Origin of the sequence: Chitinimonas sp. BJB300 (assembly GCF_002735695.1) — a bacterium.
GTDB lineage: Bacteria > Pseudomonadota > Gammaproteobacteria > Burkholderiales > Chitinimonadaceae > Chitinimonas.
Genome location: NZ_PDZH01000072.1, coordinates 1 through 23,142 on the forward strand (window position 1 = coordinate 1; position 23,142 = coordinate 23,142).

The 23,142-nt window shown below is 55.5% G+C and carries 20 protein-coding genes and 1 tRNA gene; 4 read left to right on the top strand and 17 right to left on the bottom strand.

Annotated elements, in window-relative coordinates:
* Positions 1-175: 175 nt before the first annotated feature.
* From CSQ89_RS13145 to CSQ89_RS13155, 3 genes are all read right to left on the bottom strand, one after another.
* Positions 176-553, bottom strand: coding sequence for a hypothetical protein (locus CSQ89_RS13145; RefSeq protein WP_143747074.1), 378 nt, complete (start codon positions 551-553; stop codon positions 176-178).
* A gap of 211 nt (positions 554-764) precedes the next feature.
* Positions 765-855 (bottom strand) — tRNA-Ser (locus tag CSQ89_RS13150).
* A 54-nt stretch (positions 856-909) separates the two neighbouring features.
* The gene (locus tag CSQ89_RS13155) at positions 910-1,641 is read right to left on the bottom strand and encodes a phosphoadenylyl-sulfate reductase (RefSeq protein ID WP_099406607.1); all 732 of its coding nucleotides are present in this window, start codon (positions 1,639-1,641) and stop codon (positions 910-912) included.
* A 253-nt stretch (positions 1,642-1,894) separates the two neighbouring features.
* Between CSQ89_RS13155 and cysB the strand changes: the two genes are divergently transcribed.
* A complete protein-coding gene (gene cysB / locus CSQ89_RS13160) occupies positions 1,895-2,830 on the top strand; it encodes an HTH-type transcriptional regulator CysB (protein ID WP_099406608.1) in 936 nt (311 codons plus the stop codon).
* A gap of 215 nt (positions 2,831-3,045) precedes the next feature.
* On the opposite strand, the gene CSQ89_RS13165 is transcribed toward cysB, so the two are convergent.
* Entirely contained in the window at positions 3,046-5,106 is a 2,061-nt protein-coding gene (locus tag CSQ89_RS13165; RefSeq protein ID WP_099406609.1) for a sensor domain-containing protein, read from the bottom strand.
* Positions 5,107-5,246: 140 nt separating this feature from the next.
* Here CSQ89_RS13165 and uvrB point away from each other — a divergent pair, with 140 nt between their 5' ends.
* Positions 5,247-7,265 carry an excinuclease ABC subunit UvrB gene (gene uvrB, locus CSQ89_RS13170; protein WP_099406610.1) on the top strand — a complete coding sequence of 673 codons (2,019 nt, stop codon included), beginning with the start codon at positions 5,247-5,249 and terminating at the stop codon, positions 7,263-7,265.
* A 262-nt stretch (positions 7,266-7,527) separates the two neighbouring features.
* On the opposite strand, the gene CSQ89_RS13175 is transcribed toward uvrB, so the two are convergent.
* From CSQ89_RS13175 to gspG, 13 genes are all read right to left on the bottom strand, one after another.
* Positions 7,528-7,890, bottom strand: coding sequence for a DUF805 domain-containing protein (locus tag CSQ89_RS13175; RefSeq protein ID WP_099406624.1), 363 nt, complete (start codon positions 7,888-7,890; stop codon positions 7,528-7,530).
* A 511-nt stretch (positions 7,891-8,401) separates the two neighbouring features.
* Positions 8,402-9,178 (bottom strand): substrate-binding periplasmic protein, encoded by a 777-nt coding sequence (locus CSQ89_RS13180; protein ID WP_099406611.1) that lies wholly within the window; start codon positions 9,176-9,178, stop codon positions 8,402-8,404.
* 121 nt (positions 9,179-9,299) lie between these two features.
* Positions 9,300-9,791, bottom strand: a complete 492-nt coding sequence (locus tag CSQ89_RS13185; protein ID WP_099406612.1) for a type II secretion system protein — start codon at positions 9,789-9,791, stop codon at positions 9,300-9,302.
* Entirely contained in the window at positions 9,788-10,186 is a 399-nt protein-coding gene (locus CSQ89_RS13190; RefSeq protein ID WP_099406613.1) for a type II secretion system protein, read from the bottom strand. Before CSQ89_RS13190 ends, CSQ89_RS13185 begins: the two co-directional genes overlap by 4 nt.
* Positions 10,161-10,646 carry a type II secretion system protein gene (locus CSQ89_RS13195; protein ID WP_099406614.1) on the bottom strand — a complete coding sequence of 162 codons (486 nt, stop codon included), beginning with the start codon at positions 10,644-10,646 and terminating at the stop codon, positions 10,161-10,163. The genes CSQ89_RS13190 and CSQ89_RS13195 overlap by 26 nt, the downstream gene beginning before the upstream one ends.
* 1 nt (position 10,647) lies before the next feature.
* Entirely contained in the window at positions 10,648-12,915 is a 2,268-nt protein-coding gene (locus CSQ89_RS13200) for a cohesin domain-containing protein (RefSeq protein WP_199065520.1), read from the bottom strand.
* The gene (locus CSQ89_RS13205; protein ID WP_099406615.1) at positions 12,912-13,427 is read right to left on the bottom strand and encodes a hypothetical protein; all 516 of its coding nucleotides are present in this window, start codon (positions 13,425-13,427) and stop codon (positions 12,912-12,914) included. Before CSQ89_RS13205 ends, CSQ89_RS13200 begins: the two co-directional genes overlap by 4 nt.
* The gene (locus tag CSQ89_RS13210) at positions 13,424-14,038 is read right to left on the bottom strand and encodes a hypothetical protein (RefSeq protein ID WP_099406616.1); all 615 of its coding nucleotides are present in this window, start codon (positions 14,036-14,038) and stop codon (positions 13,424-13,426) included. The genes CSQ89_RS13205 and CSQ89_RS13210 overlap by 4 nt, the downstream gene beginning before the upstream one ends.
* Entirely contained in the window at positions 14,035-14,586 is a 552-nt protein-coding gene (locus CSQ89_RS13215; RefSeq protein WP_099406617.1) for a hypothetical protein, read from the bottom strand. The genes CSQ89_RS13210 and CSQ89_RS13215 overlap by 4 nt, the downstream gene beginning before the upstream one ends.
* Entirely contained in the window at positions 14,583-15,392 is an 810-nt protein-coding gene (locus tag CSQ89_RS13220; protein WP_099406618.1) for a hypothetical protein, read from the bottom strand. The genes CSQ89_RS13215 and CSQ89_RS13220 overlap by 4 nt, the downstream gene beginning before the upstream one ends.
* Positions 15,373-17,061: a GspE/PulE family protein gene (locus CSQ89_RS13225; protein ID WP_099406619.1), complete on the bottom strand. Its 1,689-nt coding sequence runs from the start codon at positions 17,059-17,061 to the stop codon at positions 15,373-15,375. Before CSQ89_RS13225 ends, CSQ89_RS13220 begins: the two co-directional genes overlap by 20 nt.
* The gene (locus tag CSQ89_RS13230; protein ID WP_099406620.1) at positions 17,058-18,239 is read right to left on the bottom strand and encodes a type II secretion system F family protein; all 1,182 of its coding nucleotides are present in this window, start codon (positions 18,237-18,239) and stop codon (positions 17,058-17,060) included. Before CSQ89_RS13230 ends, CSQ89_RS13225 begins: the two co-directional genes overlap by 4 nt.
* Positions 18,240-18,253: 14 nt before the next feature.
* Positions 18,254-18,664: a type II secretion system major pseudopilin GspG gene (gene gspG, locus CSQ89_RS13235; RefSeq protein WP_099406621.1), complete on the bottom strand. Its 411-nt coding sequence runs from the start codon at positions 18,662-18,664 to the stop codon at positions 18,254-18,256.
* Between the two features lie 426 nt (positions 18,665-19,090).
* Between gspG and CSQ89_RS13240 the strand changes: the two genes are divergently transcribed.
* Both CSQ89_RS13240 and CSQ89_RS13245 read left to right on the top strand, forming a co-directional pair.
* Entirely contained in the window at positions 19,091-19,786 is a 696-nt protein-coding gene (locus CSQ89_RS13240; RefSeq protein WP_099406622.1) for an NF038120 family PEP-CTERM protein, read from the top strand.
* A 33-nt stretch (positions 19,787-19,819) separates the two neighbouring features.
* A complete protein-coding gene (locus CSQ89_RS13245) occupies positions 19,820-22,930 on the top strand; it encodes a S8 family peptidase (RefSeq protein ID WP_099406623.1) in 3,111 nt (1,036 codons plus the stop codon).
* The last annotated feature ends 212 nt before the right edge of the window (positions 22,931-23,142 follow it).

A 23,142-nucleotide genomic window follows, 5' to 3' on the forward strand; every position in this document is an offset into this window, starting at 1 on the left:
GTATGGCTGCAATCTCAACCTTGTTCTTGGTGCAACAAAAAGATGGCTTGGCAAACGGGGGCGTCCATGTATGACAATCGGGCACCGTCAAAACGGGCAACTGTCAGATCAAGTCTGAACTTCTACAACTTAGTGCAACCAAATCGGGCCGCATTCCTTCATACAAGTTAATTTCCTAACAGGCTTTGGTACTGGTGTACTCACCTGTTATACCAGTCAACCGATTCTCAACAATGATATTCATCGACTGACAATCACCTGTCTGTTTGACGATTCCGAACAGATTTTTCCCGTCAATATTCAACCCTAACTTTTTCGCAACCTGATAAGCCACATAACCAGGAAATCGATCTCCATTGAAGTTGATTTCACGGCAAATAGTATTCGAATGGTACTGGTAACGAGTGCCGGTGGTTTCATTGCAGATGGTAAGTGCCATGTCATTGCAGTCACCTACTTGGTTCACCATCTCATAACGGGCTGCGGCTTCAGGTAGATTAAAACTAATTGGGCCAAACGAACGACCCAGACTTAAAAGTCCAACAGTGCCCAAATATTGGGTTCTTAGGGGAGTTGGAGTGTATACCCATGCTAAACAGACCAATCGTCTCGGGCAGACCGAGGCCCTAGTTTTTAGGGGCAAGGTGTTGCCTAGACCCAAAACTGGAGTAGGCGGCTTTTTTAGGCAAAATAAAACCCGCGAGTCCGCGAAGGATGCGGGTGTAGCCGCACTACAAAGTAGTGTGGGTACTTAAACAATTTTTTGGCGGAAAGGGGGGGATTCGAACCCCCGATAGGCTATTAACCTATACACGCTTTCCAGGCGTGCGACTTAAACCGCTCATCCACCTTTCCGCGAAGCCGCGCATTATGCCTAAAGAGAGGGGCCTCCGCAATTGTAGAACGCGATTATTTTATTGGTTTGAGACTGCTTACTTTGGCATGTAGACCACACTCTTTGTTTTCGGGAGATTCCCACCACCAACGGCCGGCGCGTATATCTTCGCCTACAGCGATAGCCCGGGTACAAGGTGCACAGCCGATGCTGGGGTAGTGCTGGTCGTGCAACGCGTTGTAGGGAACCTGATAAGTTTTGATATAGGCCCAGACTTCTTTTTCTGTCCATACCAGTAGTGGATTGAATTTTTGCAATCCATTTGTGGCATCCCATTCTTGTTCTTGCATGGTTGTACGCGTGGTGGATTGCTCGCTGCGCAAGCCAGTAATCCAAGCTTGTTTGCCAGCCAAAGCACGTGCCAGCGGTTCAAGCTTGCGAATGTGGCAGCATGTCTTACGCGCGTCGACGGAGCCATAAAAACCGTTGATACCGTGTGTGTTGACATAGGTTTCCACGGCTTCGGCTTGGGGAAAAAAGACTTTGATCGGCTTGGCGGGATAAGCCTCGGCTGCCTGTTGCATCAGCGTGTAGGTTTCGTTTGGCAAACGCCCGGTATCAAGGCTGAATATATCGATGGCTATGTGATGGCGTGCGATAAGGTCGGTCAGCACCATGTCTTCAACCCCCAGTGAGTTGGCGAAGACGGCGGGGCTGAACTCTTTCGCAATATGCTGTAACAAGGCAAGGCTATGGGTTAGCTTGGTTTGTAGTGCTGGATTCAACCCAGTGTCTGGATTTTCCATGGTTCGGGCTCCATGTGATGATGCTGCCTCTTGGGGACAGCTATATATGCAGTCTGATTTGCTGCGGTATCAGGGGCTGAACTTAAACAGTGCTGGTGCCAATGCTCTGTGATCAAGCCCATGTTATAGGGCCTAGCAAATAAGCAATAAAGACTGTTGTGTTAAGATTTTATAAAGTTCGGTTATTTCAAATCAGCGCTACCAAGCCAAACCAATGCGTTTGGCCGGCGGCCTTCCATGCTCAAGGTGGGATATGAAGCTGCAACAATTGCGTTATCTCGTGGAAGTGGCCAAGCAGGGCCTGAATGTATCGGAGGCTGCTGAGGCATTGCATACCTCGCAACCCGGTATTTCCAAGCAAATTCGCTTATTGGAAGATGAATTGGGTGTGCAGGTTTTTATCCGTAATGGGAAGCGCGTGGTGGATGTGACTGCGCCGGGTAAGGAGATTCTGCGTATATCAGAACGTATCCTACGCGAAGCCAAGAACCTCAAGCGGGTAGCGGAAGAGTTCGTCAACGAAGAGGAAGGCAGCTTGGTTATTGCGACCACGCATACTCAAGCCCGGTATGCGCTACCTGGAACAATTAGTAGCTTTATGCAGCGCTATCCAGGTGTGAAGTTGTCAATCAAACAGGGTAGCCCTACCCAGATTTGTGAGTTTGTGTTGGATGGCTCGGCGGATATCGCCATTGCTACTGAGGGGATAGACCAATTCCCTGAACTGATCAGCCTGGATTGTTACCAGTGGAATCGCAGCATTATCGTGCCCGATAATCATCCGCTGCTGGAGCTGCGTCGACATGTCACATTGGCCGATGTCGCGGCTTATCCCATTATTACCTACGATTTTGCGTTCGCAGGTCGTTCGAAAATTAACCGCGCATTTGAAGCCGAACATTTGAGTCCGAATGTGGTGTTGACCGCGATCGACACCGATGTGATCAAGACGTATGTCGGGCTTGGTTTGGGCATTGGCATCATAGCCAGCATGGCGTTTGATGTGCACCGCGACCAAGGCTTGTTCGCCATTGATGCGTCGCATCTGTTCGAGCCCTCTACCACCCACATCGGTGTACGGCGCGATGCCTATCTGCGTGGCTACACCTTTTCCTTCATCGAAGGTTTTGCGCCCCATCTGAAGCGGGAAACCGTGGAGCGGGCGTTGAATACGTATGGTGAGGATTAGGCGCATCGACTAGCAGGTCGTTAGCCTCTGGGCCGGCTACGTAAGCCGGCTTTTTCATAGCTTATAAAGCCTAAGTACTGTCTAAAGGTTACTGCGCGTGGGCAATATGGCGTTGAAAACGTCCTTGGCGTGCTCATTTTCTACTTGTAAACGCCGCTTCCTCGGCCGTTTCCGCCTTATCTTCCCTTAACATTGCGAGACTTTAGATAGGTTCTCTAAGTATTGCGGGTGCACCAGTCGGTCAAAAAGAGGGGAATCTGATCTGCAGGCAATGGCTTGGCTATCCAGTAGCCCTGTATTTCATCGCAGCCCAGTTCTGCCAAAAAATCGAGCTGGGCGGCATTTTCAACCCCTTCGGCAATCACTTTCAGGCGCAGGTTTTTGGCCAAGCTGATGACGGCCCCGGCAATCGCGGCATCGTCGGGGTCTTCCAGGATATCGATGATGAAGGAGCGGTCGACCTTCAGCTTATCGATAGGGAAGCGCTTCAGGTAGGCCAACGATGAATAACCGGTGCCGAAGTCATCGACGGCCAGATGCACACCCATATGCTTGAGCGTTCCCAGCATCAGAATCGCTTCGTTTAAGTCCTCCATCAGGGTGCTTTCCGTTACCTCTAGCTCCAGCCAATGCGCATCCAGGCCGGTATTTTGCAGCGCCTCACGGGTCAGTGATTCCAGTTGCTCGCCAAACTGCCGTGCAGAGACATTCACAGCAATGGGCGCAAAGAGCAAGCCGGCCTGTTGCCACGCCTTGTTTTGCTTACATGCCTCCTGAATGACCCATTTGCCCAGCGGCATGATCAGCCCGGTTTCTTCGGCCGCAGAGATAAAGCGATTCGGCGGTACGATGCCGAACTCTGGATGTTGCCAGCGAATCAGGGCCTCCATGCCAATGACGGCGCGGGTTTTGAGGTCGATTTGTGGTTGGTAGTACAGCACGAATTCCTGCTTTTGCAGGCCCTTGCGTAGATTGTTTTCCAGCAGAAGGAACTCGGTGCTGCGCTGGTTCATGTCCTGGGTGTAAAAGCGGAAATTATTGCGACCGGCTTTCTTGGTGGCATGCATCGCGGTTTCGGCATGCTGGATCAAGCCTTCGCGGTTGTCGCCATCGTCGGGATACACGCTGATACCCAAGCTTGCGGTCACCGTCAGCGTCTGTTCGCCTATTTCATGGGGCACATTCAGTGCATCAAGTACATGATGGGCGAGCGCCGAAGCCTGGTCCGGATTGTTGATCTGAGGCAACAGGATAACGAATTGGTCTGCACCGTAGCGACTCACTGTGGCTTCACTGCCGGCTACCTGCTTGAGTCTGTCTGATACCGCCCGCAGCAGTTGATCGCCCAGTGCATTGCCCAGTGTGTTGTTGATGGCTTTGAAGCGATCCAGATCAAGAAAGACAATCGCCAGTTGGCCGTTACGTCGCTCCGTCCGTGCCATGGCCTGGCTGATCCGGTCTGATAGCAACGCCCGATTGGGTAGGCCCGTCAAGATGTCGTAGTAGACCAACTGCTCTACCTGGTCCTCAAAGCGTTGTCGTTCGGTCAGGTCATTGAGGATTGCCAAGTAGTGTTTTATGTCGCCCGCTGCATCACGTACTCGCACCATGGTCTGCCAAGTGGGCACTTGGCGGCCATCTCGTCGCCGATAGGTTATTTCGCCTTGCCAGCTGTGGTTGTATTCGAGTGCATGCCAGACTTCGGTATAGGGTTGCTCGCCATTGGCCAGGCTGGGTACAAACATCTCGGGCTGATTGCGCAGGGTCTCGTCCACGCTATAGCCCAGTAGCGTGGTAAAGGCAGGGTTGACCACCTGGATGCGCTGGTCTGCCCCCAGCATCATCAAGCCTTCAGTCGTGTGTTCGAACATCATCATCGCCAGCCTGGCGCGTTCCTCGGCCTTAATTTGCTCGCTGATATCCCGAGCGCTGAACAATGCACCCAGCAGTTGGCCGGTTCGGTCGGGTACGGGCTCGACACGTACATCAAAGCCGCATTGCCCACCTAAATGATGTTCACGCCATATACGATAGTGCACTGTCTCGCCGCTGAGGGCCTTCTGGAGCGCACCATAGATGGCGGTTTCGTAACGGTCGGGAGAAAAAATGGTGCTGGCGTGATAGCCCAGGAAATTTTCTTCACTCAGCGCCTTGTAGTCACAGGCTGCCTTGTTGACAAAGCGGCAGATCAATTCATGGTCAAATACCATCACCTGTTCGCCAGTATGGCGAAATAGGGCGTCGAGCAGGCCATGGATGCTGTAACCATCGGGCATGAAGAGACCTCCAGCGAGGATCGTATCTGAACTCTAAACCTAGTCAGCCACCAAAGCGACATGCAATATAAAACTGATTGACTGCATCCGCTTTGAAATAGTACCTGGCGTAGAATGGCCGGCTCACTTTCGAGGTCACCATGATTGTTACCTTTCCCGACAGCCCCTTCCGCCTGCACCAGCCCTTTCAGCCGGCGGGCGACCAGCCGACGGCGATTACCCAGTTGGTGGAAGGGATCGCCGATGGCTTGCGCTTTCAGACGCTGCTGGGTGTGACCGGCTCGGGTAAGACCTACACGATGGCAAATGTGATTGCCCGCACTGGCCGTCCAGCCATTGTGATGGCCCCAAACAAGACCCTGGCGGCGCAGTTGTATTCCGAGTTTCGCGAGTTCTTCCCTGAGAATGCCGTCGAGTACTTTGTTTCCTATTACGACTACTACCAGCCCGAGGCCTATGTGCCGAGTCGCGACCTTTTCATTGAAAAGGATTCGCAGATCAACGAACACATCGAGCAGATGCGACTGAGCGCCACCAAGGCGTTGCTGGAGCGGCCCGATGTGGTGATCGTGGCTACTGTGTCCGCCATTTATGGTATTGGTGACCCAAGCGAATACCACCAGATGATTCTGCATGTGCGCGAAGGCGAGAAGCTGCCACAGTCTGAATTGGTCAAGCGTTTGGTGCAGATGCAGTACGAGCGCAATGAGATCGACTTCTCGCGCGGCCATTTTCGGGTGCGTGGGGACGTGATTGACGTGTTTCCGGCTGAAAATGCCGATCTCGCGGTGCGAATCAGCATGTTCGACGATGAGATTGAGACGATCCAGTTGTTTGACCCCCTGACTGGCCATATCCGCCAGCGGCTGGGCCGCTTCACGGTTTTTCCGTCCAGCCATTACGTCACGCCGCGTCATACGGTATTGCGCGCGATCGACACGATCAAGGAAGAACTACGCAGCCGGTTGGAATTCTTTCATCAGGACCATAAGTTGGTTGAAGCCCAGCGGCTGGACCAGCGTACCAAGTTTGATCTGGAAATGTTGCAGGAGATGGGATTCTGCAAAGGTATCGAAAACTACTCGCGGCATTTCTCGGGCAAGCCGGCAGGCTCGCCCCCGCCTACGCTGATTGACTACCTGCCCAAGGGGAGCCTGATGTTTCTTGATGAGAGCCATGTCATGATCGGCCAGGTGGGGGCCATGTACAAAGGCGACAGGGCGCGGAAGGAAAATCTGGTTGATTACGGCTTCCGCCTGCCATCAGCGCTCGACAACCGGCCGCTCAAGTTTGAAGAGTTCGAAGTCATGATGCCGCAGACGGTATTCGTTTCGGCTACGCCTGCCGCTTATGAGTCTGAACATCAGGGCCAGGTAGTGGAACAGCTGGTGCGGCCTACGGGTCTGGTTGATCCGATCATCATGGTGCGCCCGGTTGCTACCCAGGTGGACGACTTGATGAGTGAGATCCAAAAGCGGACTGCGGTTGGCGAGCGGGTGTTGGTGACGACGCTGACCAAGAAAATGTCCGAGCAGCTTACTGACTACCTGCTCGAACATGGCATCAAGGTGCGCTATCTGCACTCCGACATTGAAACGGTCGAACGTGTGGAAATCCTGCGCGACCTGCGTCTGGGGGAGTTTGATGTATTGGTCGGTATCAATCTGTTGCGTGAAGGCCTGGATATTCCGGAGGTCTCGTTGGTCGCCATCTTGGATGCTGACAAAGAGGGTTTTTTGCGTAGTGAACGCAGTTTGATTCAAACCATAGGCCGGGCGGCCCGGAACTTGAATGGCACGGCCATTCTGTACGGTGACCGAATTACCGAGTCAATGAAGAAAGCCATCGGTGAAACCGAGCGCCGTCGCGCCAAGCAGATTGCCTTCAACGAAGCCAACGGCATTACGCCACGTGGTGTGGTCAAACGCATCAAGGACATCATCGACGGCGTTTACGACAGCGAAGCCGCCGCAGCCGACCGGTTGGAACGTAAACAAGCTATGTTGCTGGAAGAGATGGATGAGAAAGCACTGGCCAAACAGCTCAAGACAATTGAGAAGGCGATGATGGAAGCCGCCAAGAATCTCGAATTCGAAAAGGCCGCTGAACTGCGCGACCAGCTGCATAAGTTGCGTGAAAGAGTGTTTGGCGCAGGCTAAGAACCTGTCTAAAGTCTGCTGCGCGTCGGCAATACGGCGTTGAGAACTCCCTCGGAATGCTCATTTACCAATCGTAAACTCCGCTTCCTCGACTGTTTTCGCCTTGTCTTGCCTTAGCTCGCGAGACTTTAGACAGGTTCTAAGGGATTACCTTACCGAAAGATAAACGAAGTGCGGCCGCACTTATTGATTTAGTTACTTTATTGCCTGGCCCGCTGAATGCGTGATTGCAAGAAGCATCACAGCCCGTGGGGTTTTGATGTTATTCCTCCTTAGGGTTCGGACCATACTGATTTTCATCGGGCGTGCTGTCCTGTATTGCAAAGATTATCAGGACAATCATGCCAATAAATGGGATCAGCAGCATAAGAGACCACCAACCGCTACGGTCGATATCATGGAGTCGTCGTACGGTTACGGCAATAAAGGGAAGGAGTATGGCCAAGTTATATATAAGGGTCAGAATGCCCGTCCCATGAATATTAGGGAGATGTGCGAGTCTTTCGATGAGCCCGAGCGCAAACCCGATGATTATGTTGAAGAGAATGAACATCCAGAATTCCTTCCGGCGTGCTCTGCCAGAGAACACTGCATATTTCTTTAGTACTTCGAGATACGAATTCATGTTTATTCCTATATCTATCAAATTTTGTTGATTGAGTATCAGCAGGCTGAAATATATGGCGATAAGTCTATGAAAATCGTAATGAAATATTCCATTAACATTTTTATGTTTAAGCAAATGCTCTATTTTGTCAATTGTGCAAATTGCGTATTTCCTTCGAACCTGTTCAAAGTCTCGCGAGCTAGGGCAAGACAAGGCGAAAAGAGCCGAGGAAGCAGAGTTTACGTAGGGTAAATGAGCATTCCGAGGTTGTTTTAACGCCATATCGGTGACGCACAGCAGGCTTTGAATAGGTTCTTAGAACCGGTTCATGACTTTTCGCGACAACCGTCGGCAGAGTGAAATACAGCGCAGAAGCTGAACTGTACTTTGGTACAAGCCGCTGCGAATTTTTTGTTGGGGGCTTTCGAGTGGCAAATGAGCCCAGTGCGCAGCAAGGTCACGAACAGGTAGTTAGACGAATTTAGGCGGGGTAGAAATACAGTCCGGTTTGCTGTGGAAAATGAACAGGTCACTCGTACTTGCGCAGCAACGCAGCCTCGTTCTTTTCGCGCGCACGCGCTACTGCCTGCCAAATGCTTTTGGCGGCATCGGGATTATTGGTGACGAAACGTTTGCTGAATAGCAGGAAGTAGTCTTTGCCCTGTAGCGGTGGGCCGACTTTTTCGAATTGCTCGGTCAGGCCGGCGCTTTTCAGATAGCTGTCGGCAGAGGGTTCCAGCGTCGCATAGGCAGAGAGGCGGCCCAGCTTGAGCTTGGTGAAGTTCTCCGGGTAGCCTCTGCCCCCATCGTCGACCGCCAAGCCTTTTTCACGCAAGGTGGCGCTCATCACCCAGCCGGTATTAACGCCTACGGGCAGTGTGATGCCCTCGAATTTCTGGCCATCCCAATTTGCGCTGCCACCTTTCATTCGGTACAAGGCATAGCTGATATGGGTAACCCTTTGGCTGGAATCCGGTTGACTGCCATTCATTGGGTAGACATACAGCTGCGCGCGTTCGGGGGTATAGGAAAAGATAAAGGCGCCATCGATGTTGCCTTCCTCAAGCTCCTTGAGCATGCGTAATTGGGGCAGCCTTTGAATTTGCGCGCGGAACCCTGCCGCGGTGACGGCTTGCTGCACCAACTCCACCGCCAAGCCTGGGGGATTGGCCAAGCGGTCACCCTTGCCCATCAGGAAGGGTGCAGAGTCGACATCGACAAAGGCAAGATTGATGGTCTGAAGCTCGGCCCAGGCTGGGAGCAACAGGCTGCTCAGCAACAGGCTGGCAATCCAGATTGGTTTCACCGTATTACTCCGATCTAGTCCCGCCTATTTTTTATAGGCAGGAACACAAGGCATTCCCGACTTTTAAACCCGCTATGCGTGTTTGGCAGCCAAATTTTTTGTGAGTAATTCGCTTATAGGGCTACTGGGTTAGGTCGTTGCTATTGGATTGTATCTTGGCAGTAAACACCCAATCGCTATACCGGCTTTTTCCTTTGAAATCACTATCGTCTGGAATGAATCGATCGACTTTAATGGGCATTGCTGTCGACTTGCTGGCGATGGCCATGATGCCGCCGTCGGCATGGCGTATCAGCTGCCAATCTGGTTGGCCGGTGATGGGGTCGGGGTAGAGTTGGCGCAGGTGGCGTTTTAATTTGGGGAAGCGGGCGTCGAGCAATAGGTCTGCCAGCTGTTGAGGATAACGGCGCTTTCCAGGCGGCATGGCTTGGTAATAACTGCCCAATGCTGTTCGGTAGGCTGCGCCGGTTTGCAACAGGGTGTCTTCAGCCTGGCGGCGCTGGGCAATGCTGCCCAGTAGCACGGTGGCGCTAGCCGCCACACCCAGTACCGCCAGGAAGATCAGCAAGGCCAAATAGCTGAAGCCGGCTTGTGGGCGTCGGTTTGCCTTCATAAGCTGGAAAACAATCTGCCGTCGGCTGTGTTGCCCTCGGCGCTACTTTTCAAGTCGTAAATGCCCCTGCCGTGCTCAGCCTCTGCGGTGATAAGGTCCCAGGTGCTGGTGCTGTCCACTATCGGGTCGACAGGCAGGCTGCGCAGATAGTGCTTTTCCACCAGCTCTTCAAGGTTGGTCGGGTATTTGCCAGTATCGGCGTAGAACTTGTCAATGGCGCTACGGGTGATTTGCAGGTTTTCGCGCAGTACCACTTCCTTGGATTTATCGATGCTCTGGAAATAACGTGGCACCGCCAGCGTGAGCAGTACGGAGATGATGGCCAGGACCACCAATAGCTCGATCAGGGTAAAGCCCTGGAATGAGGGCTTACCATTTGCTGTACGGTAGGCCATTGAGCCCTTCCCCTTGCGCCAGTGAATACACATCGTAGACATCCTCCCCTTCCGCTGGATTATTGGCTTCGCTGGCATAACTGCGCTTACCCCAGCAGCGCTCCGCCTCGGTGTCACTGCACCAGGGGGCGGGAGGGATGCGGCGCAGGAAAAATAGCTTGCGCCCAGCTGGGTCGAGCTGATCCGGCACGCCTTCGACCAGCGTATCCAGGCTGGGCGGATAGCCACTGGCGTCCTGCTGGCGCTGGATGTGGCCGGCATCGAACGCTTGTTTGTAGGCATCGATACCGGTTCGAATTTCACGCAGCGCCTGCTTCAGTTCCTGTTCCCTGACACGCTGCAGCGAGACCTGTGCCGTGGGAATCACCAGTGTTGCCAATACCGACAAGATGGCCAGGGTGACCAGAAGCTCGATCAGGCTGAAACCATGTTGGTGGATTGGCAGGGCTGGCAGGGACATATCAGGGCGCCAGTTTCAGCTGGAAAGTGGAGAGGGCAGGGACGAGGCTGCGGCCATCTATGGATTGGGGGGTGGCGCTTAGCAATGAAAGCTGGGTTTTGCCTGAATCGGCATTCAACACCTTGGCAGTCACTGTCGCAATCAAGCCTTCGCCTTTGGCTCCGTTGATGCTGGACAGCAAGGTATTCAACACGACTTGGCCTGGCTCGACCTGGGCGTTGAATACCGTTTCACCTTTGGTCTTGAGGAAGTCACCTTCTTCCACCTTCACGATCTCCAAAACCTTGGGGTCGTAACCGATAGTCAGTGGCAAGCCGTTGATGGCTTGGTCGCTCTGGTAGCGTAGCTGCAACTCAATGGTACGCCCCAGGTTTGCGCTATCGGGGCCGGACCACCGCAATGTGCTGTCGGGCGGTGTGGGAACCGCTTCCGGCAACGCCACCGGTTGAGGTGCGGCAGCTTTGGTGCTGGACACAACATTGCTGGATACCGGTGTGTTGGTTTCAACCCGATTACGGCGGAAGCTGCTGTCGGTGCCCGATTCGAATTCGAGCACATTGGCGTCTGGCCGGCGGACATTCCGGATCAATCGGGGGGTAATTGACAACACGATTTCCGTCTTGGCGTCATCAGTATTCTGGCTGCCGAACAAGCGACCCAGGAGGGGAATGTCGCCCAGCAAGGGCACCTGGTTGTTGGTACGGCGGTCTTCACTGTTGATCAGCCCCGCCAAAACCTGGTTTTCACCATCACGCAGGCGTAACACGGTGGTTGCGGTACGGGTGCCTATCTCATAGGCACGTGAACTCTTGGTTTCTATGGTCTTGAGGATACTGCTGACCTCAAGCGATGTCTTGATCGACACTTCATCGTCGGGGTAAATGATGGGCTCGACTTCCAGCTTCAAACCCACGTCGATGTAGTTGACCGATTCGGATGCGAAGCTGGTGCTTAATGTCGAGGTAATGACCGGTACTTTGCTGCCGATCAGTATCTTGGCTTTCTCGCGGTTATGGGTGCGGATACGTGGGTTGGCCAGCAGATTGGTATCGGAATTCTGGTCTTTGATATTGAGTGCGAGTGAACCGACATTGGCGTTGATGGTGTCCTGGTTCAGGTTGCGCAACTGGCGGATGGTAAGGTTGCCACCGGATGAGGATTGCAGCGGCGAAAAACTCAGCTGGTCAGGCCAGCGCACGCCCAGTTCCATCAGCTTGGTACGCTTCACTTCTAGTACCTCCACTTCCAGCATGACTTCGGGTTCGGGCAGGTCATGCAGGGCGACGATTTTTTCAGCTTGGCGGATCACATCCGGGCTGTCGCGCAGCATGATCATATTGAGCTTGTCATCCACCACGATATCCTTGGCGCGGATGATGGTCTTCATCGTCGCTGCTACTGACTTCGCCTCGGCATTCGACAAGTAGAATGTACGAACCAACACGGGCTGATAATCCTTGCGCTTTGCCTGCGTGTCCGGGTAGATCAGGATGGTGTTGGCATCCAGCACGCGTTGTTCCAGCTGATTGCTGAGCAGCACCATATTGATGGCTGATTCGACGGTGCTGTTCTTAAGGAAGATCGAAGTGCGCTGGTCGGTGCGCACATCCTTGTCAAACAGGATATTCAGCCCTGAGGTACGCGCAACCAGGTCGAACACGGTTTTCAACGAGGTGTCCTTGTATTGCACCGTGATCGGTTTGCGATAGGCGCTGGCAAGGCCGGACTGCTGGCTACGCTGATTCAGCTTTTCTTCAATTTCGCGTAACAACGCTTGTGCCGCAGTGTTGTTGGGTTGCTCGGCCAGAATGCTACGCAGGCGGCTTTGCGCCATATCGGCATCCTGCTTCTTCCACGCTTGTTCGGCATCCAGAAAAAGCGCAGCACGGCGTCGCTCGGTCATGATGTTCTGCATACCGGCGATGGCGCGGGGGTTGCGGCTGTCTAGCGCCAATACTTGCCGATAGCCCTGTTCGGCCTGGGCTGTGTCACGCGCGGCGAGAGCCTGCTCGGCAGCATTCAGTTTCTTGTTCAGCGTGCTGTCGCGCGCATTCAAATAGGCGATGCGATATTGGGCAGAATCCGGATCGAGATTGCTGGCTTCTTTGAGCTTGTCCAGTCCAGCGGAGATATCTCCCGTGCCAAGCAGACGTTGGCCATCTCGATAGGCATTTTGGGCAGCACAACCTGTCAGGCATAACACGGTGGTCAACAGGGTAAGACGACGGCCGTACGAGGCGTTCAAGCTATTTAATACAGAAACACTCATTCTTCGACTTGTCCGATAGCTAGGGTTTGTTTGGTTTCAAGTGGCAGGAAGGTCAATGTCAGAAGGGGTGGTTTGATCTCATCGACCCGGTAAGCGCCCAGCAAGGTATCACCGTGATGCACTACCAGGGTTTGGTCCGCGTTTTCCAGATACACCTCCCAGGTGTGGCCATCAAACTGCTTGCCGATGAATTGGAAAGGTAAGGACGGCGCAACTGGCGCGGCAGGCGGAGCAACGACGACAGGTAGTGGTGCTGTCGCCGCTGTTGTCTTGGGAAGCGATTTGGCGGGGAATAGATTGGTTTCATCTTCGCCGTCATGCATCAGGCTGGCGCGTGGCAGCAGGGCGACAATATGTTCAGCTTCTGGCTTGGGGGCAGGTGTGCTGATGGGCTTTTTGGCGCGGCCACCAAAGGTTGCGGCATTGGCAGTGGGTGCTGCCTTATCCCCCCACAGCGCAAGGTAGGCGGCAACCACCAGAAGGCCAGTCATCATCATGTGACGAGGTTTCATTTGTGCACCTCCGACGCAACTGGAGCGCCAGGTGATTCGTCCAGGCGCGACCAGAGGCTGATTTTCAAGGTGGCTTTGAGTACGTCAGCTTCGGCGTTTTCGCGTTTGAAGCTGATATCGTCGAGTGATAGGTTGGGCTTGCCGCGTAGCAAGGCTTCGGCCAGGTCGCGAATATCGGGGTAGTTGCCTTGCAGGGGCAGGGCGATCTGCAACCGTTCAAGGTTGGCGCTGCGCTGCTGGTTGATGTTGTAGTCCGCCTCGGCAATATCCCAGCCTTCATCGGCGGCGATGTCGAACAAGCTGGTCAGCGCCTGATTACGCGTGCTGGCGGGTGTCAGCACGTCATAAAGTGCAGCCAACTTGGCGGCATTGCCTACCGGGCCAGCGCTAGCCTGGGATGGTGAAATCAATGCGATGGCATTGGCGCGCGCCAACCGGGCGGTTAGTTCGGTTTCATGCTGCCTTGCCTGATCAAGCATCAACCAGCCCAGGCCTGCGCCCAGCAGCAGCAGCCACCCAACCAACGCCACACCACCTTGGCGCAAGAGCCAGATTTCCGCGTATAAGCGCAGTCCACTCAACCAGCTGGGTAAACGAAGCGCATCTTTCATGGTTGGGCTACCTGTGCGACGAAATCGAACTGCACCCGGCCGTCGACGGCCGACTCATCGCTGCGATGCTTGCGCAGTTGCACATCGGTAAAGAAACGCGAGGCACGCAGTGCTTCTATATAAGTGAGCATGGTCTGCACATCGTCACACTCGGCCGATGCATTGACAGCCCGGCTTTGGGCATTGGGCACAATCGACAACAGAGACACACCTGGTTGCGTTGCTTGCTCGAACGCGGCGAACCAGTCCACCCAAGGTAGATTGAGCTGATGCACTGCATCGTTGATGGCTTTGATTTGTGCCGGTGGCAGTTTGGGCGTGCTGGGTGTGGCTTTGTCGCTATGAAAGAATGCGGCTTGCATCTTGGCTTGCAGGGCTTGGTCCAAGGCATGGCTGCGCTGTTGGCTTTGCCATAGCTGGCCCAGAGCCAGAATCAACGCCAGCGCCGCCAATAGCCAGGTCAGGCGTAGCAGTGGGTGTTTGCGCTGCCATTGGTTGTGGGCCGACAGGTTGGTGGTGCGGGAAAAATCAATGGCCAAGGGCTTCATGTGGCGGCTCCCTGGTTGGCGAGTTGCAGGGCGCAACCACCCAGTGTTGATGGGGCGTAGGGGTTCAGGCGACGTGAGCGCCAATCACCGAATGTGTCGCCGCGTGGTAGCCAGCCGGCTTCACCCAGCCAGCAGATTTGTGTTGGCAATGCCGTTTCGTGTACTGCCAGCCGCCGCGCTTCACCACTCAGGCGATCCAGTAGTGCATCGTGGCTGGGTGCGTTGCCCACATGGGCAACGCGTACATAGCGCCATTGCCGGGCTTCAATGGCGGCATAGGTAAGATGGCTGCCTTGGCCCAGCGCAAGCCAGGTCGAGGCGGGCAGGTCTTGGCAGCTTTGGTTCCAGGCGCGGACAAAGGCGGGGAGGGCATCGTATAACAGCCAGCCGCGCCGTTGCGCCAGTTGCTCCACAGCGGTGCAGAGTGCGGTGGGCAGGGCGCAAGCCAGGAAAGGGCGGTTGCCCGCCCAGTCCGCTTCGATGCGCCAGTGGCTGGCCGATACACCAAAAAGTTGCTCGAATCTGGCGCGCGCCACAGTGCGCAAGGTGGCAAGACTGCTGAGATTGGCCGGCGGTTGTACCAGCCAGAATCGCGCTAGTGGGTCGGCAACGGTAAGGCGTAGCCGCGGTCGGAACAGGCTGCGGGTGGACTTTACCGGTAGGTTTTGTTCCAACGCCAACAGGTTTTCCAGTGGCGTCGCTTGCCTTAACAGGGTTTCAGTGGGTGCGGCGCGACCTTGGCCCAATAGTGCCAAGCTGTCGGCTGCAATGCCGAGTGAGAGGACTTCAGCCTTTAAGTGTGACACGGCGTATCTCCTCCAGCGTGGTGTTACCGGCAGCGGCTTGTTTAAGTGCCGCCTCGAACAGGGTTTCAGTACCATTGCGGCGTGCTACTTCCTTGATTTGCCGGATAGGTGCCTTATCAACGATTAGTTCGCGCAATTCATCGGTCAGTGTCAGGAATTCGGCGATGGCGCGGCGGCCTTTGTAACCGGTACCACGGCAATCACCACAACCACGGCCTTCGCGAAAGCGATAGCCCGTTACGTCTGCCAGCGTCAGGCCCAATGGTTTGAGCTGAGCGATATCGGCCTCGACCGGTTCGCTGCAATGGGGGCAGTTGAGGCGGATCAGCCGTTGCGCCCAGATGCCGTTGAGTGCTGACACGAAGGCATAGGGATCGATTCCCATGTGGGTGAAGCGGCCGAAGACATCGAATACATTGTTTGCGTGCACGGTAGTGAGTACCAGATGGCCAGTGAGCGCTGATTGCACAGCGATCTCGGCGGTATCGGTGTCTCGGATCTCGCCCACCATGATCTTGTCCGGGTCGTGCCGCAGAATGGAGCGCAGGCCACGTGCGAAGGTGAGGCCTTTCTTTTCGTTCACCGGAATCTGCAGGATGCCCGGCAACTGGTATTCGACCGGGTCTTCAATCGTGATGATCTTGTCTCGGCCGTGGTTGATCTCGGCGATCGCACCATACAAGGTGGTGGTCTTGCCCGAGCCGGTCGGCCCGGTGACGAGCACCATGCCATAGGGCTCGCTTACCAAATGGCGCAGGACTTCCAGTGATTCCGTTTCAAACCCCAAGGCTTCGAGGGTGAGCGAGCCGTGTTCGGCCACCATGGCTTGTTTGTCGAGCACACGGATTACCGCATCTTCGCCGTGGATGCTGGGCATGACTGAGACACGCAGGTCGATTTCGCGCTCGCCAGTCTCGACGCGAAAACTGCCATCCTGCGGCACGCGCCGCTCGGCGATGTCGAGTTCGGCCAACACCTTCAAGCGCGAGATTACCTGTTCGGCGAGGTTGCGGCCGCTTACCTGGGTGATGGTGTCGAGTACACCATCAATACGGTATTTAACGGCGAGTCCCGAGGGTGTGGATTCGAGGTGGATATCGCTGGCGGCCACCTTGAGCGCATCGTACAGCGTGGAGTTGACCAGCTTGACAGCTGCGCTGCTGCCGTCGCTGGTGCTGAGGAAGCTGAGCTTTTCTGCCGCCCTGTCGCCGCTGCGTTGCTCGGTAGCATCAATGAGTAAGTGGTCCACCGCCCGGACTGACTCCTCCTGGCGAGCCAGATAGGCATGGATGTCGGATGGCAAGGCCAGATGGTATTGCAGCGGTTGCGGGCACAGCCCTTCCAACCACACTTGCAGATCGGCATCGAAAGGATTGCCCAGGATGGCATGCAGGCTGGTGTCGGATTGGCGCAGAACAACGCAACCCCGTTTTTGCGCCCGTGCCAGGGGCAGTATGTCGAACGCGGACTGCAACGCCAGCATGTCGGCAGTTTCCATGCTGGGCAGGCGAAACCAATGCGCCAGGGCTTGCAGCGTCTGGCGTGGCTCGGTTTGCAGCAGCACCCCCAGGGCGTCCAGTACCGGGCTGCCGTTACGTGCCGCGTTTGCATGGGCGGCCTGCAATAAGGCAGGTGTAAGCGGAGCGGGTGTAAGCGCGGCGGGGTTCACAAGCTGCCTGCCAAATCAAAAATGGGCATGTAGAGCAGAATGACGATGCCACCAATCACGAGTCCGATGGCCGTCATCAGCAAGGGCTCGAAGGTCTTGGTGAAGCGCTCGATCCACCGCGTGGTTTCGCTTTCGTAGAAGTTGGCCGAGCGGGTGAGCATGGCCCCCATCTGCCCTGAACGCTCGCCTACCCGCAGCATGCGCAGCGAGATGGGGGTGCTCAGGGCATTGCGGTCAAATGCATCGGACATCATTTCGCCCTCGCGTATGGCGATGGCGGCCGCCGCCAGATGGGTGCGGGTTGTTGGGGCCGCCACGCCACTGACCATGCCCAGCGCGGTGCTGATAGGAATGCCGCCTTCCAGCAGCATGCCCAGCGTTAGATAGAGTCGCGAGAGTTCCAGGATACGCATGCGTTCGCCAATGCCGGGCACGCGGGCCAGCCAACTGCGCCATGCCCCGCTACGCATGAGCAGGCGCAACTGCCAACCGGCGAAGGTCAAGCCCGCCAGCAAGCCAAGTCCCACTGCGGCGCTGTTGTGGGCAACAAACTGGCCCCAGTCGAGCAGCAGCTGCGACAGCATGGGCATGGGACGGCCGGTGCCCTGGTAGACGGCGGCGAAACGCGGTACCACAAAACCCAGCAGGAACAAGGCCACGCCTCCGCCAACGGTAATCAGGATGCTGGGGTAGATGGCGGCGCTGATCAGCCGACTGCGGATTTCATCGAGCCGGATCTGATAGTCGAGATAGCGCGACAAGGCTTGCGGTAGCTCGCTGGTGCCTTCTGCCGCCTGCACGATGCCGATATAAAGCGGCGGGAAAATAACGGGTTGCTGCGCCAGGGCTGCAGAAAAGCGTTCACCTTCGCGCAGCGCCTTGAACAAACCGGCCAGCACTGAAGCGGCCAGCGGGTTGGCTTCTTTTTCCTGTAGCGCCTCGATACATTCGACCAGACTCAGCCCGGCTTCCAGCAGCGCCAGTAATTCCTGGCTGAACAACACCAGGGAAAACCGGTTGCCTTGCCCGAAGGTTTTGGTCGGGTTGGCTACGGCAATGGTCAGTACTGTCAGCTGGTTGGCTTCGGCCTGTCGACGGGCTTCAGCCTCGTCACAGGCTTCCAGCAAATGGGTTTCGACCAGATTTTGTGCGGACAGGGCTTGCAATTGGAACTGCATGGCGGCACACGGACTCAGCGGCTGGCGATATCGGCGTCGTCACCACTGCCACCGGGCACGCCATCCTTGCCATAGGACAAGAGGTCGTATTCGCTGGGTGACAGGGCACGGTAGAGGTAGGCGCGGCCCCAGGGGTCGAGCGGCAAAATCTTGGGCATATAGGGACCATTCCATTTGCTAAGTTCTGCAGGGCGGGTGACCAGCGCGTTGAGCCCTTGCTCGGAAGTCGGATAGTTGCCTACATCAACCCGATACGCATCAAGCGCCTTGGCGAACGCTTCAACCTGGGCGCGTGCGATGGTCTGTTCCGACTTGCCGATCTGGGAGAAATAGCGCGGGCCGACATAAGCGGCCAGAAGACCAATGATGGCGACGACAACCAACAATTCCAGCAGCGTAAAACCTTTACTACGAACAAATTGCATGAGAATCGGTAAATCCTAATTAAATTAATTCTAATAAAACAGACTAAGCCATTTCGGGTAGGGGAGAGGGCAGTGTATTCGCAATTTTCGAAGATTAGCAGCCAGCTTTTTTAAAATAAGATAAGACGAATAATCTAATTAGATTTTATTCATGCAAGGTCTTGCATTTGCAGGATTTTATGTTGAGCAATCGGAATAGAGCATTTCGGTTTTGTTGCGTTATTGATTAATTATCGCTGCCGGAGTGGATTGCGCTTGCTGGGCCATAGGCAAGCTACGGTAGGCTTTCCGCGCTGTTTGTAAGTTCAGGGAGTGAAGTTTGTTTCTATTTGTGGGACGGGTGCTTTTGAGGCTCTGCCTTTGGCAGAACTATTGCGCCTGCTATGTGCATCCATCGCTGAGTATGCTCAGAAAACAAGGAGCGTTATGAAAAACGTGCTTAAGAAAACGCTAATCGCGATTACCGCTAGCGTTGCCATTCCGGCAGCCTCTGCTGCTGCAATTAATTTCGAATCACTAAGGCCTGAAATTTTTACTGCGGGTGATTCATTCTCGGAAGGCAATTACAAATTTACGGTGGCTGGTGATGCAGCTGCTGGCGGCCTGTCAGGTGCCATTGGCACCAGCGCTGCCGCTACCTGTTCGCTGATCGACTGCCCGGTGGGTAACGACGGCCAGTTCTACATGGGGCTGAATGACGGTGGTTTGCGTATTGACAGCAGCCTGGGCATTGGTTTCACATTGGGCAAGTTCGAAGCCAGCTTTATTGCGCCGTTGACGGCACGCTTGCCTTCATCGGTAGCACGCTTGGTGGTTTCGGCAACGGACTACCTGGGCAATATCCATAACACCAGTTTCGAGTTGCCGGGCCAGAACCACGCGGGTGATTGGGAGTTTGTGGGCTTTGCCTTCGATGCGCCGGATATGATTCTGCGCAACATTTCCTTCTCGGCTTGCCTCACCGATACGAGCGGCAGCTGCGTAGCGATGGGCAACAACCAAGCTCAATTTGGCCTCGACAACCTCAATGTGACGACCGTCCCTGAGCCTTCCAGCGCGTTGTTGATTGCCCTTGGCCTTGCGGGCTTGGGCCTCGCCTATCGTCGCAAGCAATCTGCCTGATTGTTGTTTCCAACTCTCACTGGAATTCCATACATGACAAATAGTCCCGCTCAATGGGCCTTGCTCGCGATTGCCTCTGGCCTTGCTGCGAGTGCAGCGGCAGATGACATTCGCCGTCCTTACATAGTCCAACTGGCGGACAAGCCGGTTGCAATCTACGCAGGTGGCATCAGTGGCCTGAAGGCCACGCAACCGGCCCCTGGCGCACGTCTTGATGTACAAGCGGCTGATGTCCAAGCCTACATCAACTACCTCGATACCAAGCAAAGCAATGTGTTGGCGTCGATTGGTTCGGTGCAGAAGGTTTACGACTACAAGCTGGTTTTCAACGGCTTTTCAGCATTGCTGACTGATAAAGAAGTCCGTGCGCTGAAGAAGGACGCCGGTGTTCTGGCAATTACGCAGGATGCGCCGCGTGAATTGCTGACCAACTACACACCGAGCTTTCTGGGCCTCGATAAGCCCGGCGTTGGCTTGTGGAGCCAATTGGGTGGCCCGGCCCTTTCCGGTGAAAACGTGATCATCGGTGTGATCGACAGCGGTATCTGGCCAGAAAACCCAGCGTTTGCCGACCGTGTGGATGCCCAAGGCGTGCCGACATTCGACAATGCCGCCACCCTGGCTTACGAGGCACCGCCTGAAACCTGGAAAGGCACTTGCCTGACCAGTTCCAGCTTCCCAGCTTGTAACAACAAGCTGATTGGCGCGCAGATCTTCCGCGACCAATTCGATGCATTGGTAGCCCAGGGCATGTATACCCCGCATTGGAGCGACTATGTGTCACCACGTGACAACGGTGGCCATGGCACCCATACCTCCAGTACGGCTGCGGGTAACAACAAGGTAGCCGTGTCGATGGGTGGGGTAGCATTGGGTAGCGCTTCTGGCATTGCGCCGCGCGCCCGTGTTGCCATGTACAAGGTGTGCTGGAGCTATAACGACCCACAGATTCCTGGTGCTGCCAAGAATTCGTGCTTTACCGCCGACAGCGTGAAGGCGATTGAAACCGCCGTGGCTGATGGCGTCAATGTGCTGAACTACTCCATCAGCGGTAGCCAGACCAGCATGCTTGACCCGGTTGAGCAGGCCTTCTTTGGCGCGTCGAACGCCGGTGTGTTCGTTGCAGCCTCGGCTGGTAACAGCGGCCCAGCCAATCAGGTAGCGCACATCAGCCCTTGGCTGACCACGGTGGCGGCTTCCACACATGATCGTTTCTACGAAGGCTCGGCCAACCTCGGTAACGGCACCACCGTTACTGGCGCGTCGCTGAACCAGACCCCGGTGGAGGCCAGCAGCATGATTCTGGCCTCGGCTGCCGGCATGGCAGGTGCTGATGCAGTAGCGCTGCGTGAGTGCTGGAACACCGGTGTGCTTGATCCGGCCAAGGTGGCGGGCAAAGTCGTGGTCTGCGATCGCGGTACGGTTGCCCGCACGGACAAGAGCGCGGCGGTGAAGGTGGCCGGTGGCGCAGGTATGATCCTGGTCAACGTCATTGCCAACCAATCTGTAAATGCTGACTTGCACACCATACCTTCCCTGCACGTAGACAATGTCAAGGGCGCCACCATCAAGGCCTATGCAGCACAGGCTGGAGCGAGCACCGCAATCAGCAAGGGTGAGCTCAAGGCGGGTACGATTCCAGCCCCGTTGATGGCCGACTTCTCTTCGCGCGGTCCAAACAAGGGTGAAATGAACTCCCTCAAGCCCGATTTGACAGCACCGGGTGTGGACATTCTGGCCGGATACATTCCAGACCAGACCCAAGCCGAGCACGATGCCATCAACAATGGCAGCGTGGTGCCGCCAGCCGCTTGGAATTTCTTGCAAGGTACGTCCATGTCCAGCCCACATGTGGCTGGCTTGGCAGCATTGCTGCGCAACAAGTTCCCGACCTGGACACCGGCCGCTATCAAGTCTGCTTTGATGACCACCGGCTACAGCACGCTGGACGATGGTCAGCCTGGTCAGGCGAATGGCCGTCTACCTTGGGCTCAGGGCGCCGGCCATGTCAGCCCCAATGCCGCGGGTAATCCTGGCTTGGTGTATGACGCGGCTTCCAGCGACTACATCCGCTACATGTGCGGTGCCAATGTCGGCTTATCACCTGCTGTATGCAGCGCCTTTGGCTCGACACAGCCTTACAACCTGAACCTGCCTTCGTTGACTGCCGCCAATGTGCTTGGTTCGCTGACCTTCCAACGGACAGTGACCAATGTGGCTGATACGCCATCGACCTATACCGCCACTGCAACATTGTCTGGCTTCAAGGTAACGGTATCGCCAGAGTCGATGATGCTGAATCCAGGCGAGAAAAAGAGCTTTACGGTCAAGCTTGAGCGCACTTCGGCACCGCAGGACGTATGGCAGTTCGGTTCGCTGGTGTGGAGCGATGGTACCCACAACGTGCGCAGCCCGCTGACCGCACGCAGCGGTGCGATGTTGGCTGCGCCGGCTCAACTGGCAAGCGAAGCCGCCAGCGGCAGCAAGGTGTTCAGCGTAGGTACTGGTTTTAGCGGCAAACTGACTGCAGCGCAGGGCGGCTTGAAAGAAGCCACGCGCATCAGCGGTAATGTGCTGAAGGCAACCACTGATGGAAACGCTGCATGTAAGGCCGGTAACGATCCAACAGGGGGGCTGAAGGTGCATGAGTTTGTCGTGCCAGCCAATAACCTGGTAACGCGTTTCGATCTGTACGATGCTGACACCGAGCATGGCTCGTCCGATGACCTCGACCTGATCGTAATGAACAGCGCCGGCGTTGTACTGGGCACCAGCCTGAATGGCGGTTCGGATGAAACGGTGCAAGCTGTGAATCTGCCTGCCGGTACTTATAAGGCTTGTGTGCTGGGCTATGCACCACGTGGTGGCAGTGCCAACTACACGATGTCGGCCTGGGCTGTTAATGCTGGCGATACCGGTGGCGACTTCAAGGTGTTGATGCCATCCAAGGCTTACGCTGGTGGTACTGCTTCGGTTGGGATGAGTTGGAAGAACCTGCCTACTGGCAAGCGCTTCCTGGGTGCTGTACGTTACAGCGCCGATGGCTTTGAGCAAGGTAACACCGTGTTGCTGGTGCAAACCAATGATCCGTTGCCTGCAACGGGCGCTGGTGAGCGCACCCGTCCCGTGGACGCAGGCGTTTAAGGCAGTGGTAACCTAGGGCATGGCCGTAAGGCTTGCCCTTGTTAAGAAAAACCAAGGCCGTGGGTCATTCGTCCCACGGCCTTGGTTTTGTGCGCCCAGCATGGGCGCACTCCTGCGGGTGGAAGTCCCGCCGTAAGTTGATCACAGCGAACGAAGTGAAGCGCAACTGCGTGAGGGCGACCGAGCGTGGGAAGGAAGCGTGGATCGTAAAC